Genomic DNA, 18061 nt, shown 5'->3' with positions numbered 1-18061 from the left:
GCAAGAGCGGCGGATGGACCCGGGGGGAGTCCAAGGGGGGAAGAGGAATATGAGCATGGTCGTCGACTGGCCCAGCATCGCCGCATGTCGCAATGGCGACCCGGACGCCCTGTTCGTTCAGGGCGCCGAGCAGAACGTGGCGAAGCGGATCTGCCGCAGCTGCCCTGTGCGGTACGAGTGCCTGGCGGACGCCCTCGACAATCGGATCGAGTTCGGGGTCTGGGGCGGCATGACCGAGCGCGAGCGCCGTGCGTTGCTGCGCCGTCACCCGCAGGTGTCCAGCTGGCGCAAGATGTTCGAAGCGGCCATCGACCGCAACGAGAAGGACACCAAAGAGCTGGTTCCGACCGGCTGAGCCGATACAAAACGCCGATCGCGCTACGCGAAGGTTGATCCGATCGCGCGCAGCCCGTCGAGGTCGTGGACGTCGGCGGGCTGCGCCGGAACTCGGACGACCGGCACGCCCGGATGCGCGCGCAGGAACCGGCCGGAGACCGCCGCCTGCCGGTTGTGCTGGTCGGCGAGTTCCGCGTGCACGCGTAGCACGTCGGCCGTGGCCGGGTGCCCACCGATCCCGTCGAGGCGGGCCGCGGCCGCGCGCGCGTCGTCGGCGGACAGCTGTGGCGCGGCGACCGGCACCACCCGGTTGAGCACCAGGCCGGCCAGGGGCATCCGGTCGGCGGAGAGCCGTCCCGCGAAGTACACCGCCTCGCGCACCGCGTCCGGTTCGGGCGCCGCGACGACCAGGAACGCCGTCTCGGGCGCCTGCAGCACGCGATACGTCTGCTCGGCCCGCTCGCGGAAACCGCCGAACATCGAGTCCAGCGCGCCGACGAAGCCTGAGAGGTCGGTCAGCAGCTGCGCGCCCAGAATCTTCGTCACGGTGCGGCTGAACAGTCCGAACGAGGCCGAGACCAGGTTGAACACGCTGCGGCCGCCGGCGCGCGCCGGTGCCAGCAGCAGGCGCAGCATCTTGCCGTCGAGGAACCGCGACAGCCGGGCGGGCGCGTCGAGGAAGTCCAGCGCCGAGCGCGACGGCGGGGTGTCGACCACGATCAGGTCCCACTCGTCGCGGGCGCGCAGCTGGCCGAGTTTCTCCATGGCCATGTACTCCTGCGTGCCCGAGAACGTCGAGCTCATGGCCTGGTAGAAGGGGTTGGCGAAGATCTCCTCGGCCTTCTTCGGGTCGGTGTGCGCGAGCACGACCTCGTCGAAGGTCCGCTTCATGTCGAGCATCATCGCCTGCAGCTCGGCCGAGTCCGGCTGCAGGCCCTTGACCTGCCGGGGCGTGTTGTCCAGCTCGGTCAGGCCGAGCGCCTGGGCCAGCCGCCGGGCCGGATCGATGGTCAGCACCACCGTGCGCCGGCCGTGCTCCTCCGCCGCCCTCAGCGCAAGCGCCGCGGCCGTCGTGGTCTTCCCGACACCGCCCGAGCCGCAGCAGACCACGATGCGGATCGCCCGATCGGCGAGGACCGCATCAAGATCCAGCTGAGGCGACCGCAGCTCGGCAGTGGGAGGCACAATGCGAGCGTATCCGCTGGGGGCGTCCTCAAGCAGACGTGAGGAGCAGATCACCGAGGGACTCGAGCGCGTCCACCGTCACGCCCTCGGGGACCACCGGCAGCTCGACCACCGGCCGGCCGAGGCCCTGCAACTCGACGCGTAGCGACGCCTCCGCGGCCACCCGCGTCTGGTACGCCCGGGCCTCGCCGACCAGCCCGCCCAGAAGATCCTTGTCGGCCGGCACACCGGCCGCGGTGAGCCCGCGGCGCAGGTCGGCCTGGGTGATCTTGACGCCCGCCAGGACCGGGGGCCGGGTGGCGTTCACGATGACCGTACCGATGGGGATGCCCAGCCGCGTGAGCTCGTCGATCGCGTCGGCGGTCTCCTGGACCGGCATCTCCTCCAGGAGGGTGACCACGTGCACGGCGGTCATCGGCGAGCGCAGGATGGCCGCGACGCCCTCGCTCTGCGTCTTGATCGGGCCGACCTTCGCCAGCCGGGCCGTCTCGGCCGTCACGTTGAGAAACCGGCCTATCCGCCCGGTCGGTGGCGCGTCCAGCACCACGGCGTCGTAGACCCGCCGGCCGTCGGCGGTCCGGGTGACCGCCTCCTTGATCTTGCCGGTGAGCAGGACGTCACGCAGGCCCGGGGCGACCGTGGTGGCGAAGTCCACCGCGCCGACCTTGCGCAGCGCCCGGCCCGCCACGCCTAGCCGGTAGAACATCTCGAGATATTCCAGCAGCGCCTCTTCGACGTCCACCGCCAGCGCCCGCATCTCCCCACCGCCCCTGGCCGTGGCGATGCGCAGCTCCTGGTAGGGCAGCGGGTCGCGGTCGAACAGCTGGGCGATGCCCTGCCGCGCCTCGACCTCGATGAGCAGCGTCCGCTTGCCGTCGCGGGCCAGGGCGAGGGCCAGGGCGGCGGCGACCGTCGTCTTGCCGGTGCCACCCTTGCCGGTGACCACATGCAGACGGGCGGGCCAGCCGTAGCCGCCCCGCCCGTCCGGGGACTCGCGCGTCGTCACGCCCTCGACGCTACCTGGTCGAGGGAACGATCACGCGGCGGTGATCTCGCACACCCACCACCCCTTGCTCTGGGTGGCGATGTACTTGTACTTCATCTCGGAGACCTTCTCGTCGCTGGTCGACACCTTGACCGGCACGATCAGCGTTGCCACGTCCTTGTCCTGCTTCTCCACGGTCGGTGCGGGCCAGGTGTAGGTCGGGCTGCTCAGCGACGCGTCGAACCGGCGGATCTCGTCGACCCGCGTGGCGAGCTTGTCCTTGTTCCGCGACGAGGCGCACACGTACTTCAGCGCCTCCTGGCTGTTCTTGTTCTTGTACACCGCGGTGAGGAAGCCGTTGACGGCCTCGACCGGGCTCGGCGCGCCGGTGCCCTGGTTGTTCTGTACCACGAAATACGCGGCAGCGCCGCCACCGCCGCAGAGCACCAGCACCACACCGAGGACGATCAGTGTGATCATCAGGCCGCGCTTCTTCTTGACCGGGGCCTGCTGGGGATACACCGGATAGCCCATAGCCGGCGGCCCGGAGAACGGCGGGGCCATCCCCGGCTGGGGGATCGGGCCGGTGGGCGGGGCCCCGGCGGGCATGGGCCCGGTCGGGAACTGCCCGGTGGGCGGCGGGAACTGGCCGGTCGGCGGCCCGAAGGCGCCGGTCGCCGGCAGCTGCCCGGTCGGCGCCGCGTAGGGCGCCGCATACGGCTGACCGGACGTCGGGGGCGCCGAGGTCGGCGGGGCCGCATACGGGTCCTGCACCGGCGGCGCGGCGAACGGGTCCTGGACCGGCGGTGGCGGCGGCCAGCCCTGCCCCGGCTGGCCCGGCTGGCCTTGATACTCCGGCTGGCCCGGGTACGGGGGCGGTTGCGTCATCTTTCCCACCTCTGTGCGACACGCGACGGCGGCCCTCACAGTAGCGGCAGGAGGCGACACGTGGCGTCCCCGATATCAGCCTGTGCCCGCCGGGCCGGTCTCGCTCGGCGTTACTGTCCCCACATGCAGAAATGGGAGTACCTGACCGCACCGCTGCTGGTCCACAACACCAAGATGATTCTCGACAACTTCGGCGAGGAGGGCTGGGAGCTGGTGACGGTCGTCCCGGGCCCCAACCCGGAGAACCTGGTCGCCTACTTCAAGCGCCCGAAGGCCGGCTGAGATGGGCGACGTCTACGCCCGGCTCGCTGAGCTCGGGGTCGCCATTCCGCCCGTGGTACCGCCGGTGGCCGCCTACGTCCCGGCGGTACAGACGGGCAACCACGTGTACGTCTCCGGCCAGCTGCCGATGGTCGACGGCGCGCTGCCGGCCACCGGGCTGGTGGGCGCGGACGTCTCGGCGGAGCGGGCCAAGGAGCTCGCGCGGCAATCCGGCATCAACGTGCTCGCGGCTGTCGAGGCGCTCGTCGGCCTCGGCCGGGTGGTGCGGGTCGTGAAGATCGTCGGGTTCGTCGCGTCGGCGCCCGGCTTCACCGGCCAGCCCGCGGTCGTCAACGGTGCGAGCGAGCTGTTCGGCGAGGTCTTCGGCGACGCGGGCCGGCATGCGCGCAGCGCGGTGGGCGTCTCGTCGCTGCCGCTGAACGCACCCGTCGAGGTCGAGGCGATCCTGGAGATCGCCTGAGCGGCAATAAGCGGATATAACCAAAATGTCGTGCATGTCCGTTACGGTGTGGCGGACATGCACGACACGCCGAAAGTCCGGAACTGGCCCTCCAATGGTCGGTCGGGTGACGTGTCGGCCGAACCGCACCGCCGTAGGATTCCCTCGTGGTAAGCCACGTCACTAACCCCGCGGCCGAGTTGCTCGAAGCGTTGCCCGACTGGGTGACGCTGGTCCGTGCGCCCAATCCAGGACCGATGACGCTGGACGGCACTAACACCTGGCTGCTGCGCGCTCCGGGCGGCGGCAGCATCGTGGTTGACCCCGGACCCCTCGACGAGGGCCACCTGCGCGCCGTCGCCGCGCACGCGCCCGTTGCGGCCATCGTGGTCACCCATGGTCACATCGACCACACCGAGGGTGTGTTGCGGCTGGCCGAACTCACCGGCGCGCCCGTGTACCACCCGCCCGTGCTCGAAGGCCTCGACGCCGGTGGGGTCACGGTCGAGCCGCTGCCGACGCCCGGGCACACCAAGGACTCGGTCTGCTTCGTCGTGCGGTACGGCGGCGAAGAGATCGTGCTGACCGGCGACACGATCCTCGGGCGGGGCACGACGGTGGTGGCCTGGCCCGACGGGAACCTCGGCGACTACATGGACAGCCTGGCCCGGCTCGCGGCGCTCGACGGCCGGCCCGCGCTGCCCGGCCACGGGCCGGCGCTGAGCGACGCCGGCGTCGCCGCCCGCTTCTACCGCAACCACCGCGAGGTCCGGCTCGAGCAGGTCCGCGCCGCGGTCGCCGCGGGCGCGACCGACCCCGCCGAGGTCGTGGCGCGCGTCTATGCCGACGTCGACTGCGGCCTGTGGCCCGCGGCCGAGTTGAGCGTGCGCGCGCAGCTCGATTTCCTGCGACGGGAATCACACCGACCCGTTGATGGGTTGAGTGCGACGTGACGTGTTCGGTGTGCGGGACTGTGGCCGTTCCCGGTGCGCGGTTCTGCCACCATTGCGGCTCCGCGCTGCCCGGCGCCGCCACCCTGCCGGCGGCCGAGCGGCGGATCGTCACCGTCCTGTTCGGTGACCTGTCCGACTTCACGGCCTGGTCCGAAGACCTGGATCCGGAGCGCGTCGGCGCCGTCACCGATCGTGTGCTGGCGGCGCTGGCCGGCGCCGTCAAAACCTTCGGCGGGCACGTCGACAAGCTCACCGGCGACGGCATCATGGCCGTGTTCGGCGCGCCGGTCGCGCACGAGGACGACGCCGAGCGCGCGGTGCGCGCCGCCCTGTCGATGCAGCGCGCGGTGCGCCGGGTGCTCGACGACGAGCGCGGCGGCGGCGCCCCGCTCGGGCTGCGCATCGGACTCAACACCGGGCCGGTGGTCGCGGGCGTGCAGGCCGGCATCGAGTACACGGTCATCGGCGACACCGTGAACACCGCCGCCCGGCTGGCCGACGCGGCTGCGATCGGCGCCGTGTACGCGGGCGACCGCACCTCCTCGTCCACCCGCCGCCTGGCCTCCTGGCGCGCCCTGCGTCCGCTGCGGCTCAAGGGCAAGCGGGAGCCGGTCGACGCGTTCGAGCTGCTCGGCCTGCTCGACGCCCCGGGCACCCGCTCCGGCCTCGGCGACGAGGCGCCGTTCGTCGGGCGCGAGGCCGAGCTGGGCCGCGTGTCCGGCCGCCTCGCCGAGATCGCCGACCGGCAGGAACCGCGCGTGCTGGTCTTCACGGGCGAGGCGGGCCTGGGCAAGACCCGGCTGGCCGGCGAGATCGAGCGGTTCGCCGCCGGCTACCTCGGCGGCGCCGGATACACGCCCAGCGCCGGCTTCGCGTCCGGCGGCGGCGCCCGCGTGCTGTCGGTGCACTGCGCGGCGTTCGGCGAGCGGCGCCGGCTCGCGCCGCTGGCCGACCTGGTCCGCGCCGCGATCGGCCTGCCGCCCGACGCCGCGCTCACCCGCGAGGCGGTCGAGGAGCGGCTGCGCCGTCTCGCCCAGCGGCTGGCCCGGGCCGCCCGGGGCCGCCCGGAGCCCCCGCGGTTCGCCAGCGACCTGCTGCTGAGCCTGATCGGATACGCCGACGCACTCGGTGACGCCGGCTGGGTCGCGCCCGCGGCGGGGCTGGGCGGGCTGGGCGCGGTGGCGCCGGGCCAGTCCGGGCGGGGCAAGCCCGACGAGCTCGACCTGCACGCCGTGCCCAACGCCGTCGCCGAGCTGTTGTCCGGCCTGGCCGCGGAGACCCCGCTCGTGATGATCGTCGACGACCTGCACGACGCCACCGTGGAGACCCTCGACGCGCTCGGCTCCACCATCGAGCGGCTCAGCGGCCCGGTGCTCATCGTGCTGCTCGGCCGGCCCGAGCTGGTCCGCTCCGTCGGAGTGCTGACCCACATCGCCGACGCCGAGGTGGTACCAATCCCGCCGCTGCGCGGTGCGGACGCGGCCCGGCTGCTCTCGGCGTATCTCGGCGGCGGCCGGCTGGCCCCGCCCGACGAGGACCGGCTGCTGGCCACTGCCCAGGGCAACCCCTTCTACCTCGCCGAACTGGTCACGCTGCTGCAGGAGCGCGGCGCGCTGACCACCGTGGCCGGCACCGACCCGGCCGGCTGGCGGCTCACGCCAGGCTCGCTCGGCGGCCGGCTGCTCTCCCGTGACCTCGCCGCGGTCCTCGCCGCCCGCATCGACGCGCTGCCGGCCGACACCCGCGCGGTGCTGCGCGACGCCGCCGTCATCGGCGACAACGTGCCGGCCCGGGCCCTGGAGGCGCTGCGGTTCAACCCGCCTGGCCAGCCGGCCCGCCCGGCGGTCGTCGCCGCCGTCGAGCTGGAGCGGGCGGTCGAGGAGCTGCTGCAACGCCGCATGCTGCGCCGCGGCCGGGCCGACTTCGCGTTCGCCACCCCGCTGCTGCGCGAGGCGGCGTATGCCGGCATCGGCAAGGCCGACCTCGCCGAGCGGCACGCCGCGCTGTCGCGGTGGGCCTCGGCCGCCGTGACCGCGTTCCTCGCCTCTGGCGGCACCGGCAACGTCACCGGGCTCAACATGACCATCGGCGCCACCGACGCCTTCATCGCCGAGCACGCCGAGCGCGCCGGACAACTCGCCGACGTCGTCGGGCTGCGCCCCGACTCGCTCGCCCGGTCCGCCGCGCCGCTGGGCCTCCAGGCGCTGGCCCGCACGGCCCGGGCCGCGCTGGCCAGCGGCGAGCCGGCGCAGGCCGCGCAGGCCGCCGACCGCGCCGCGGCGCTCGGCGCCGGCGCGCTGCCGACCGCCGACCGGCTCGTGCACGCCCGAGCGCTGCTGCAGCTCGGCCGCTCGGCGGAGGCCCTCGGATACGCCGAGAAGATCACCGCCAACGCGGGCGACGACGCCGCTGTGCGGGTCGGCGCCCTGCTCGTGGCCGGGCGCGCCTACCGGGCCATGGGGGAGCACCGGCGCAGCTACCGGACGCTGACCGAGGCGCTGGAGGCGGCGACGGCGGCGCATCTGACGTCCGAGCGCGGCGACGCCATGCGTCGCCTCGGCATGGCCGACTTCCTGGAGGGGCGCCTGGCCGAGGCCGGCGGCCGGTTCGCCGAGTCGTTCCAGATCGCGGTCACCTCCGGCGACCGGCGCGCTCAGGCGTGGTCGCTGCAGCACCTGGCCTGGGTCACTACCACCCGCGGCGACTTCGCCGGCGCCGACGCGGCGCTGGGGCGGGCCGCGCGCCGCTTCGCCGAACTCGGCGACCCGGTCGGGCGCGCCTGGCTGCGCGGCACGACGGCGTTCGCGCGGCTGCTGGCCGGTCGCCTCGGCGAGGCACGCCGGCTGGCCAGGGCCTTCCTGCCCTTCGGTGAGCAGGTCGGCGATGCCTGGGCGGTCGGCACGCTGCGCGCGGTCGAGGCCTACGCCGCGGCTGAGAGCGGCGACCTGGCCGAGGCCGACCGGGAGGCCCGGCGGGCGTACCGCGATTTCGCCGCGGCCGGCGACGACTGGGGCCGCGGCCTGGCGCTGGTGGTCCGCGGCGTGGTCGCCCGCGAGCTGTCCGAGCCGGCGCACGCCTACGACCTGCTCTCCGACGCCACCGAGTACGGCGAGAAGACTGGCCACCCGCTCCTGCTCGGCATGTCCCGCACGATCCGCGGCTTCGTCAGCCTCGACCGGGGCGATCCGGTCGCGGCCGAGGCCGACGCCCGGGCGGTGCTGCAGGTCGTGGACACCCAGGACGTGCTCGAGCCGGCCAAGGTCGGCCCGCGCGTGCTGTTCGGGCTGGCCCGCCTCGCCCAGGGCGACCTGACCACGGCGCTGGAGACCCTCGGCTGCGTCGCCGCCGAGCGCCCCGGCCCGTCGGTGATCTTCTCCCGCCGGCACGCGGTGGCCGCCTACGCCGCGGCGCTGCTCGCGGCCGGGCGCAATGCCGAGGCCCTCGACTGGGCCCGGCAGGCGCAGTCCGCGCCGGGCGAGGACGTGCGCGGTCGCGATTATGCCGCAGCGGTACTCCAGGAAGCGCTCGAGGCCAACGCGGAGTGCGCGAACGACTCCGTCCCGGTGGTCGCCGAGTCCTGAAATTCAGGGTGTGACCGATGCGTGACGAAGAATTGTCGGACCCCTGTCGTACCGTCTTAGCCGTGACCGCATCGGCTCCAGTCCCCACGGTGCCCGGCCTGACCGGGTTCTCCGTGCTGGCCCGCGGTGGTTATGCCACCGTCTACCGGGCTGAGCAGGAGTCGGTCGGCCGCGACGTCGCCGTCAAGGTCGAGAATCGCACGATCGAGACCGAGCGCGACCGCCGCCGCTTCCTGCGCGAGGCGCGCGCCGCCGGCCGCATGTCCAGCCACCCGCACGTCGTCGACCTGTTCGATGCCGGCGTCACCGGCGACGGCCACCCCTATCTGGTCATGGAGCTCTGTGACGGCTCCTATGCCGAGCGCATGCGCACCGGCCCGCTGAGCCCCGCCGAGGTCCGCGAGGTCGGCTTCAAGATCGCCGACGCGCTCGCCGACGCGCATTCGCTGGGCGTCCTGCACCGCGACGTCAAGCCGGCCAACATCCTGTTCAGCCGGTTCGGCGAGCCCGCCCTGGCCGACTTCGGCCTGGCCATCCTCGCCGAGTGGCGCGACGAGTCGATCACCCTCGAGCTCACCCCGGCCTATGCGCCGCCCGAGACGTTCCGTCACGCCCCACCCGGCCCGGCCGCCGACGTCTATGCGCTGTGCGCCACGCTTTACGCCCTCATGCGCGGCCGTCCGCCCCGCTGGCGCGCCGACCAGATGCCCAGCCTGCTGTCGCTGGTCGACATGTTCAACGAGCACATTCCCGACTTGCCGGGCTGCCCCGACGAGCTGATGGCGATCCTGCGCGCCGGGATGTCCAACGACGACGCGGCCCGGCCCACGGCGCTGCGGCTGCGCGACGCGCTGATGGCCCTGCCAATGGCCCCGCCGCCCCAGGTGATCCTGCCGCCGCTGGGCTCGCCGCCGGTCGAGCCGGTGTATGCGTCGCCCCCGCTGCCGCCTCCGGCCGGCCGGCCGCTCGACTCACCGTTGCTGGGCGGGTTCCCGCGCGACCTGGAGCAGACCGTCCCGCACCAGACCGTCCCGCACCAGACCGTCCCGCACCAGACCGTCCCGCACCAGGCCGGCCCGGAGGAGTCGCCGACCGACCCGCTGGCCGCCCGCTCCGGCGCCTCGGTTGCCGCAGCGGATTTCGGTTCGTCCGGTTTGCCGGGGACCTCCCTTGGTGTTTCATCCGGTTCGTTCGGTCTGCTGGCCGATGGGCCATCTGATTCGCCCGATGGATTGTCCGGCGATCGTGGGGATGCGGCCTCGTCCGGGGCTCCGTTCGCACCGCCGACCGATCCGTTCGTGGCGCCTGTCAAGCCCCCGGCGGCGAGCCGGCGAGGCATGTGGCTGGGCGCGATCGGCGGGCTGGTGGCGGTGGCCGTCCTGGTGGGGATCGCCATTGCCTACGGATTCGGCGGCAACGCGCCGGACCCCACCGCGTCGCGGTCGGCGGTCGCCGTCCCACCCCTGGCCACGTGCGGCCCGGTCGCCGATGCCGGCGCCCGCTGCTCCGACACCCCGGAGTGCTTCGACGCGAAGCCGTCCCTGGTGGACTGCGCGGACCGGCACACGTGGGAGGTGTTCGCATACGGTGACCTGCCCGCCGGCAGCACCGTGTCCGACAAGAAGGACCCGGCCGTGGCCGCGGTGTGCAGCCTGCCGACCCTTGTGTCGGTCAACATCGCGGTCACGAACTGGCGGATCGACGCGCTCCTGCCAAGCCTCGGCGACCAGCAGGCCGGCCCGACCACGTTCCGCTGCCTGGCCGGCAAGGGTGACGACGCCCTGATCGGCGAGCAACTGCACAAGTCCCGCTGAGCCGCGTGCTGGGGGAGTGACCAGCTCTGACGGCTTGTCACTCCCCGGTGGGTGCTGTCAGTAGGACTTCTCCTGGCCCAAGATGTGCTGGGACACGAAGTTCAGGATCATCTCGCGGGAGACCGGTGCGATCCGGCCGGCCCGGACCGAGCCGAGCAGGGTGGCCACGCCGTATTCCGTGGTCATGCCGTTGCCGCCCAGCGACTGGATCGCGGTGTCGACGGCGAGCGCGGCGGCCTCGGCGGCGGCGTACTTCGCCATGTTCGCCGCCACGCCCGCCTCCAAGTCGCGGCCGGCGTCGTAGAGGGACGCGGCCTTGGCGACCATGAGCCGGGCGAGTTCGACCTGGATGTGGGCGTGCGCGAGCGGGTGCGCCACACCCTGGTGGCTGCCGATCGGGCGGCCCCACACGGTGCGGGTCGCGGTGTAGGTGGAGGCGCGTTCGAGGGCGTAGCGGGCTGTGCCGCAGGCCATCGCGGCCACCGTGATCCGCTCCGGGTTGAGGCCGGAGAAGAGCGCCGGCAGGCCCGCCTCGGGATCCTCACCGATGAGCGCCTCGGCCGGGACGCGCACGTCATCGAGGTACAACATGAATTGGTTTTCGGGGCTGACGATCTCCATGTCCAGCTTCGTCGCGGTCAGTCCCGGCGCGTCGGTCGGCACCGCGAACAGGGCGGGCTTGAGCCGTCCGGTGCGCTCGTCCTCCAGGCGCGCCACCACCATGATCTTGGTGCACTCGTCGACGCCCGAGATGTACACCTTCCGGCCGGTCAGCGAGTAGCCGCCCTCGAACGGCCGGGCCACGGTGCTGAGCTTGTGGAAGTTGGAGCCGGCGTCCGGCTCGGTGATGGCGAAGCAGACCTTCAGCGTGCCGGCGGCGAAGCCGGGCAGCATGGCCTGCCGCTGGGCGTCCGTGCCGTGCTTGGCCACGATCGTGGCCGCGATGGCGGGGGAGACGACGAGCAGCAGCAGCGGCGCGCCGGCGGCGGCCAGTTCCTCGCAGACGATCGCGAGCTCGGTGATGCCGCCGCCCCCGCCGTCGTACTGCTCGGGCACGCTGACGCCGAGGTAACCGAGCCGGGCGGCCTCCTCCCACAGCTCGTCGGAGTGCTCGCCGGCCTTCGCCTTGCGCACGAAGTACTCGTGGCCGTAGCGCTTGCCGAGCTTGGCGACCGCGTCGCGGAGGTCCTGCTGTTGAGGGGTGTAGTCGAAGTCCACGAACTCTCCTATGAGGGGGTGAGCACCGCCAGCAGTGCGCCGGACTCGACCTGCGAGCCGACCGTGACCCGCAGGTCGCTGATGACGCCGTCGGTGGGGGCGTGCACGGGGTGTTCGAGCTTCATCGCCTCCACCGTCAGCAGCAGATCGCCGGCCATGACCCGCTGGCCGGGCACGACGAGCACCCGGCCGACCGCGCCGGGCAGCGGCGCGACTAGGGAGCCCTCGGGCTGCTCGGCGACGGGTAGCGGGTACCGCGGCAGCTCCGTCAGCGTCACCGAGCCCTCGGTACTGTCCACGAAGGACACCCCGTCGACCTCGTGGATCGCGAACTGCAGCCGCACGCCGCCGACGTCGAGCACCACCCGCTCGCCGGTCGCGCTGAGGATCGCCGCCGGCGGATGGTCGATCGCGCCGGCCGGGTCGAGCGCGGCGCCGGGCAGCCCAGCGTTGCCCGAGTCCTCCGGATCGATCCGGCGCACGGCCCAGGCGGCGAGGTCGTTGGCGCGGTCCAGCCGGTAGCCGACCTCGATCGTGCCGCCCGGCCCCTCGTACACCACCGTCTGCAGCGCGCTGGGCACGTTGCGCCAGCCGGAGGGCAGGCCGGGCATCAGCGCGGTCTTGGCGCGGCGAGCGGCGCCGGACAGCGCCGCCGCGAGGCACGACAGGCGCACCGCGTCGACCGAGGAGAGCAGGGGCGTGAACACCTCGGGGTGGCGATCCAGAAAGCCGGTGTCGGTACCGCCGGACAGGAACGCCGCGTGCCGCAGCACCCGCACGAGCAGGTCGCGGTTGGTCGTCACGCCGTGGATGCGCGCCCGTGCGAGAGCCCCGCCGAGCATCCGGGCGGCCTCGGCGCGGGTCGGCGCCCAGGCGATCAGCTTCGCGAGCATCGGGTCGTAGTGCACGCCGATGACCGAGCCGTCGGCGACGCCGGAGTCCAGCCGCAGGCCCGGCTCGGGTAGGGGGCCGAACGCGTTCGCCGCCCCGGGGACGTCGAAGCGGTGCAGCGTGCCGGTGGAGGGCATCCATGCGTATGCGGGGTCCTCGGCGTACAGGCGGACCTCGATCGCGTGGCCGCGCAGCGGCGGCGGGCCGTTGAACGGCAGCGCGCCGCCCTCGGCCACGACCAGCTGCAGCCGGACCATGTCGACGCCGACCACGCATTCGGTCACCGGGTGCTCGACCTGCAGCCGGGTGTTCATCTCCAGGAAGAAGAACTCGCCGCCCGGCGCCAGCAGGAACTCGACGGTGCCGGCGCCGACGTAGGAGACCGCGCGGGCGGCCACGATCGCCGCCTGGCAGAGCCGCTCGCGCAGCGCCGCGTCGACCGCAGGCGAGGGCGTCTCCTCGACGATCTTCTGGTGCCGTCGCTGGATCGAGCACTCGCGTTCGCCGAGCGGGACGACGTTGCCGTGCGAGTCCGCCATGATCTGGACCTCGATGTGGCGGGCGCGTTCGACGTACCGCTCGCAGAAGACCGTCCCGTCGCCGAACGCCGACGCGGCCTCGCGGCGCGCCGCCGCCACGGCCTCGGCCAGTGACTCGCGATCGCGCACGATCCGCATGCCCCGGCCGCCGCCGCCCGCGGACGCCTTGACCAGCACCGGGAACGCGTCGACGTCCTCGGGCTCGACGGCGGTCGGCAGCATCGGCACCCCGGCCTCGGCGAGCAGCGCCTTGGCCTCAAGCTTCGAGCCCATCATCGCGATCGCCTTCGGCGACGGGCCGACCCAGGTCAGGCCCGCGTCGATCACCGCCCGCGCGAAGTCGGCGTTCTCCGAGAGAAACCCATATCCCGGGTGTACCGCGTCGGCGCCGCACTTGCGGGCCGCCGCGATCAGCAGATCGCCGCGCAGGTAGGTGGCCGCCGGCGAGTTGCCGGGCAGGTGCACGGCGTAGTCGGCCTCGGCGACGTGCGGGGAGTCGGCGTCCGCGTCGGAGTAGACGGCGACCGTCTCGATCCCCATTGCCCGGCAGGTGGCGAACACCCGGCGGGCGATCTCGCCGCGGTTGGCTACCAGCAGCCTACTGATCACTATTGCTCCCTAGTGCCGGAATACGCCGAATTGGGCGGTTTTGCCGGTGCCCACGAGCGCCAGGCACATGCCCAGCACGGTGCGGGTGTCGCGCGGGTCGATCACGCCGTCGTCGTAGAGGCGGCCGGACAGGAACAGCGCCGCCGACTCCTGCTCCACCTTGTGCTCGACCATCAACCGCATCGTGCGGTCCTGCTCCTCGTCGTAGGCGTGCCCCTTCGCCTCGGCCGCCTGCCGAGCCACGATCGACAGCACGCCGGCCAACTGCTGCGGCCCCATGACCGCGGACTTGGCGTTGGGCCAGGTGAAGAGGAACCGCGGCTCGAAGGCGCGGCCGCACATGCCGTAGTTGCCGGCGCCGTACGACGCACCGATGTTGATCGTCAGGTGTGGCACCCGCGAGTTCGCCACCGCGTTGATCATCAGCGCGCCGTGCTTGATGATGCCGCCCTGCTCGTACTCGCTGCCGACCATGTACCCGGTGGTGTTCTGCAGGAAGACCAGCGGGATGCCACTGCTGTTGGCCAGCTGGATGAACTGGGCGGCCTTCTGCGCCTCGGCGGAGAACAGCACGCCGCGGACGTTGGCCAGCACGCCGACGCGGTGGCCGTGAATCGTGCCCCAGCCCGTACACAGCGCCGCACCGTAGGCCGGCTTGAACTCGTCGAACTCGCTGCCGTCGAGGATGCGGGCGAGGATCTCGCGCGGGTCGAACGGCACGCGTAGGTCCGCGCTCGGGATGCCCAGCAGGTCGTCGGCGTCGTACTGCGGGTCGGGGCCGTAGGCGCTGGCTTGCGCGGGATTTCGGAAATTGCGTATGCAGCCGCGCGCCAGGCGCAGGGCGTCGCGCTCGTCCTCGGCCACGAAGTCGGCCAGGCCCGAGCGCGTCGCGTGCATCACCGCGCCACCGAGCGTCTCGTCGTCCACCGTCTCGCCGGTCGCCATCTTCACCAGCGGCGGCCCGGCCAGGAACACCTTCGCCCGGTCGCGCACGAAGATCGTGTAGTCCGACATGCCCGGCACATACGCGCCGCCGGCCGTCGCGTTGCCGAACACCACCGCGAGTGTCGGGATCGCCGCCGCCGACAGCCGCGTCAGGTCCCGGAACGCGGCGCCGCCCGGGATGAAGATCTCCGCCTGCTGCGGCAGGTCCGCGCCGCCCGACTCGACCAGATTGATCAGCGGCAGCCGGTTCTCCCGGGCGATCTGCCCGGCCCGCCGGGTCTTCTTGAGCGAGAACGGGTTGACCGAGCCGCCCCGCACGGTCGGGTCGTTGGCCACGATCACGCAGGGAACGCCCTCGACGATGCCGATGCCGGTCACGACGCTGGCCCCGACCGGATAGTCGGTGCCCCACGCGGCGACCGGGCACAGCTCCAGGAACGGCGAGTCGCGGTCGACCAGCAGCTCGATGCGCTCGCGCGGCAGCAGCTTGCCGCGCGCGTGGTGGCGGGCCACGTACTTCTCGCCCCCGCCGCCGCGCGCCTGCCGCAACGCCGACTCCAACTCGGTCAGCCGCTTGAGCATCGCCTGACGATTCTCCTGATAGGCGCTTACGCGCGGGTCCCCTGGGCGACTGCCCCCACCCAGGTCGAGGTTGCTCGTCAACACCGGCATGCCTCAGGCCCCCAACTGCTCAGCGATGATCTTGTTCATGATCTCCGTGGTCCCGCCGCCGATGCCCGCGGTGTTCTTCACCATCGCCACCTCCGTAACGAGCCGCTCGCCGCTTGCGACACGCATCGCGACGTGGCGGACGTCCGCGCGCCACGTCAGCTCCCGCAGCCGGCGCCGTTCCTCGGTCGTTCACGGCAGCGGCTCCCCGCTCAGCAGCTCCTCGGGCAGGTCGACCATCCGGGAGCGCAGCCACTCGCCCAGCGCCTTGCCCTGCGGGTCGAACCGCGTGCTGGCCGCGACCCCCTCGCCGAGAATCCCGTGGATCACGAAGTTGACCGCGCGCAGGTTGGGCAGCTCGTACCGCTCGGTCCGCAGCGGGGCGGCCTCGGGCAGCAGCTTCTTGAGCCGCTCGACGGTGAGCTCGGCACGCAGCCACTCGTACGCCCGGTCGCTGCGCGCCCAGACGCCGATGTTGGCGTCGCCGCCCTTGTCCCCGGATCTGGCCCCGAACAGTGCCCCGAGCGGGGCGCGAATCGTAGCTTGCGGGTCAGCATGCGAATCGCCCGCTGGTGCGTCCTGACTTTGAGGATATTTCGACATATTCGGGGAGTCGGGTGGCGCGATGCGACGCCGGGTCCCGTCCGGCAGCACGGCCACGTGGTCGACCGCGCCCTGCGGGATCGCATGGCCGGTGAAGACGCCGAACGGGATGGCGTCGCCCGGTGGCGCGGTCAGCGCCAGCCCGGGGTAGGAGGCCAGCGCCAGCTCCACGGCGGCCTGCGAGAACGTCCGCCCGGCGCGCTTGGGGTCCGGGTCCTTCACGTGCACCGTGAGCAGGGCGCTCGCGGACGGCTCGTCGGCGGCGTCGGGGCGGTCGGTGCGGGCCAGCGCGAACTCCAGGCCCTCCGGGCCGAGCGCGTCCTCCAGCTGAGCGCGCACCAGGGCGGCCTTCTCCTCGATTCGAAGGCCGCACAGCACGAACGTCATCGCGTTGCGGAAGCCGCCCAGCACGTTCACGCCGACCTTGACGGTCTGCGGGGGCGGGGTGCCGCGGACGCCGTCGACGCGGACGCGGTCGGGGCCGTCGGGGGCGAGGCGGATCGTGGCGAAGTCGGCGACGACGTCGGGGCCGGCGTAGGCGGGGGCGCCGATCTCGTACAGCAGTTGCGCCGTCACCGTCTCGACCGTGACCGCGCCGCCGGTGCCGGGGTGCTTGGTGATCACGGCGCTGCCGTCGGCGTGCAGCTCGGCGAGCGGGAAGCCGGGGCGGCGGGCGCCGTCGGGCAGCTCGGTGAAGAACGCGAAGTTGCCGCCGGTGGCCTGCGCCCCGCACTCGAGCACGTGGCCCGCGACCGTGGCGCCGGCCAGGGCGTCGAGGTCGTCGCGGGTCCAGCCGAAGCGGGCGATGCCGGGGCCGACGACCAGCGACGCGTCGGTGACCCGGCCGGTGACGACGACGTCCGCGCCGGCGGAGAGGCACTCGGCGATGCCGAACGCGCCGAGGTATGCGTTGGCGGTCAGCGGCCGGCCCAGGCCCAGCTCCGCGGCGCGGTCCTTGACGTCGTCGCCCTCGACGTGGGCGACCGTGACCCACAGGCCGAGGCGCGTGGCGAGCGCCCGGATCGCCTCGGCCAGCCCGGCCGGGTTGAGCCCGCCGGCGTTGCTCACGAGGCGGACGCCGCGCTCCTGCGCTGTCCCCAGGACGGTCTCGAGCTGGCGCAGGAACGTCTTGGCGTAGCCGGTCGCCGGGTCCTTCATGCGGTCGCGGCCCAGGATGAGCATGGTCAGCTCGGCGAGGTAGTCGCCGGTCAGCACGTCCAGCTCGCCGCCGTCGAGCATCTCGCGCCAGGCGGTGAGGCGGTCGCCGTAGAAGCCGGAGGCGTTGCCGATCCGCAGCGCGGCGCCGGTGTTCACCGTGCCACTGCCCGGGGCTCGCGGCCGGCGCCGGGCGGGCCGGCGAACGCCTGGGCCAGCGTCAGCCACTCGGCGGCGTCGCCGCCGCTCGTCCGCAGGGCCAGGTCGGCGGGGTGCCGGCGCTGCGTGACCAGCAGGCAGAAGTCCAGTGCCGGTCCGGTCACCCGATTGGGCGCGTCCGGTGGGCCGTACTCCCAGAGCGCCCCGTCGACCGTGGACAGCTCGACCCGGAACGGTGCCTCCGGGGCCGGCCGGCCATGGCTTTCGAAGCCGTGGCCGATCGTGCGGTACCCGATGTGGGCCACGTGGCGCAGCCGCTGCGTGGGGCGCAGGTGTTCCCGCGCTCGCTCGTCGTCGGGGAACGTCTCGGCGATGTCCCGCCCGTGCGCCCAGGTCTCCATCATCCGGCCGGTCGCGCTGGCCAGCGGCGACATCGCGGTGCCGAACCAGGGGCGCCTTTCGCCGGGCGGAACGTCCGTTAACGCCCGGGCGAGCGCCGCACGGCCGGCGCGCCAGCGGGGGAGCAGCTCGTCGGGCGGGGCCACGCCGGCCGCGGCGGCCCGGTCGACGAACGTGGTGGGGTCCTCGAACGTCTCGCCGAGCCGGGCGATGAACCCGGCGGGGTCGGTGTTGGCGCGCGTGGCGAGCTCGTCGACCCAGTGCAGGTGCGAGATCTGGTGCGCGACGGTCCAGCCGGGCGCGGGGGTCGGCCGGCTCCAGTCCTGCGGGCTCAGGCCGCTGACCAGCAGGTCGAGCGCCTCGGACTCCGCGTGCAGGTCTCGCAGTACCTCGTCCAGCAGCACCATCGCC

At 73.2% G+C, this 18061-nt stretch carries 15 protein-coding genes; 6 read left to right on the top strand and 9 right to left on the bottom strand.

Going from position 1 to position 18061, the window contains the following annotated elements:
* Positions 1-49: 49 nt before the first annotated feature.
* On the top strand, positions 50-355 hold the full coding sequence (locus AB0367_RS14250) for a WhiB family transcriptional regulator (protein ID WP_366226679.1): 306 nt from the start codon (positions 50-52) through the stop codon (positions 353-355).
* A 23-nt stretch (positions 356-378) separates the two neighbouring features.
* On the opposite strand, the gene AB0367_RS14245 is transcribed toward AB0367_RS14250, so the two are convergent.
* Genes AB0367_RS14245 through AB0367_RS14235 form a run of 3 tightly spaced genes read right to left on the bottom strand, consistent with a single transcriptional unit; the run spans position 379 to position 3394 of the window.
* Positions 379-1524 carry an ArsA-related P-loop ATPase gene (locus tag AB0367_RS14245; protein ID WP_366226818.1) on the bottom strand — a complete coding sequence of 382 codons (1146 nt, stop codon included), beginning with the start codon at positions 1522-1524 and terminating at the stop codon, positions 379-381.
* A 25-nt stretch (positions 1525-1549) separates the two neighbouring features.
* On the bottom strand, positions 1550-2527 hold the full coding sequence (locus AB0367_RS14240) for an ArsA-related P-loop ATPase (protein ID WP_366226678.1): 978 nt from the start codon (positions 2525-2527) through the stop codon (positions 1550-1552).
* Positions 2528-2557: 30 nt separating this feature from the next.
* Positions 2558-3394, bottom strand: coding sequence for a hypothetical protein (locus AB0367_RS14235; RefSeq protein ID WP_366226677.1), 837 nt, complete (start codon positions 3392-3394; stop codon positions 2558-2560).
* 123 nt (positions 3395-3517) lie between these two features.
* Here AB0367_RS14235 and AB0367_RS14230 point away from each other — a divergent pair, with 123 nt between their 5' ends.
* The 5 genes from AB0367_RS14230 (at position 3518) to AB0367_RS14210 (ending at position 10463) form a co-directional block, all read left to right on the top strand.
* The gene (locus AB0367_RS14230; RefSeq protein WP_350549782.1) at positions 3518-3676 is read left to right on the top strand and encodes a hypothetical protein; all 159 of its coding nucleotides are present in this window, start codon (positions 3518-3520) and stop codon (positions 3674-3676) included.
* Between the two features lies 1 nt (position 3677).
* Positions 3678-4136, top strand: a complete 459-nt coding sequence (locus AB0367_RS14225; protein WP_366226676.1) for a RidA family protein — start codon at positions 3678-3680, stop codon at positions 4134-4136.
* A 146-nt stretch (positions 4137-4282) separates the two neighbouring features.
* Complete coding sequence (locus AB0367_RS14220) at positions 4283-5068, top strand: MBL fold metallo-hydrolase (protein WP_366226675.1); 786 nt, start codon at positions 4283-4285, stop codon at positions 5066-5068.
* Entirely contained in the window at positions 5065-8649 is a 3585-nt protein-coding gene (locus AB0367_RS14215) for an adenylate/guanylate cyclase domain-containing protein (protein WP_366226674.1), read from the top strand. The genes AB0367_RS14220 and AB0367_RS14215 overlap by 4 nt, the downstream gene beginning before the upstream one ends.
* Positions 8650-8738: 89 nt before the next feature.
* Complete coding sequence (locus tag AB0367_RS14210) at positions 8739-10463, top strand: serine/threonine-protein kinase (RefSeq protein ID WP_366226817.1); 1725 nt, start codon at positions 8739-8741, stop codon at positions 10461-10463.
* Between the two features lie 57 nt (positions 10464-10520).
* Here AB0367_RS14210 and AB0367_RS14205 read toward each other — a convergent pair whose 3' ends face one another.
* From AB0367_RS14205 to AB0367_RS14180, 6 genes are all read right to left on the bottom strand, one after another.
* Positions 10521-11681, bottom strand: coding sequence for an acyl-CoA dehydrogenase family protein (locus AB0367_RS14205; RefSeq protein WP_366226673.1), 1161 nt, complete (start codon positions 11679-11681; stop codon positions 10521-10523).
* Between the two features lie 8 nt (positions 11682-11689).
* On the bottom strand, positions 11690-13720 hold the full coding sequence (locus AB0367_RS14200) for a biotin carboxylase N-terminal domain-containing protein (RefSeq protein WP_366226672.1): 2031 nt from the start codon (positions 13718-13720) through the stop codon (positions 11690-11692).
* 9 nt (positions 13721-13729) lie between these two features.
* Entirely contained in the window at positions 13730-15247 is a 1518-nt protein-coding gene (locus tag AB0367_RS14195; RefSeq protein WP_366226671.1) for a carboxyl transferase domain-containing protein, read from the bottom strand.
* A gap of 93 nt (positions 15248-15340) precedes the next feature.
* Entirely contained in the window at positions 15341-15463 is a 123-nt protein-coding gene (locus AB0367_RS14190) for a hypothetical protein (RefSeq protein WP_366226670.1), read from the bottom strand.
* Positions 15464-15526: 63 nt separating this feature from the next.
* Positions 15527-17251, bottom strand: coding sequence for an acyclic terpene utilization AtuA family protein (locus AB0367_RS14185; RefSeq protein WP_366226669.1), 1725 nt, complete (start codon positions 17249-17251; stop codon positions 15527-15529).
* On the bottom strand, positions 17248-18057 hold the full coding sequence (locus AB0367_RS14180) for a TIGR03084 family metal-binding protein (protein ID WP_366226816.1): 810 nt from the start codon (positions 18055-18057) through the stop codon (positions 17248-17250). The genes AB0367_RS14185 and AB0367_RS14180 overlap by 4 nt, the downstream gene beginning before the upstream one ends.
* Between the last annotated feature and the right edge of the window lie 4 nt (positions 18058-18061).

Origin of the sequence: Dactylosporangium sp. NPDC051484 (genome assembly GCF_040689395.1) — a bacterium.
GTDB lineage: Bacteria > Actinomycetota > Actinomycetes > Mycobacteriales > Micromonosporaceae > Dactylosporangium.
This window is presented reverse-complemented; position numbering and strand designations above follow the sequence as displayed.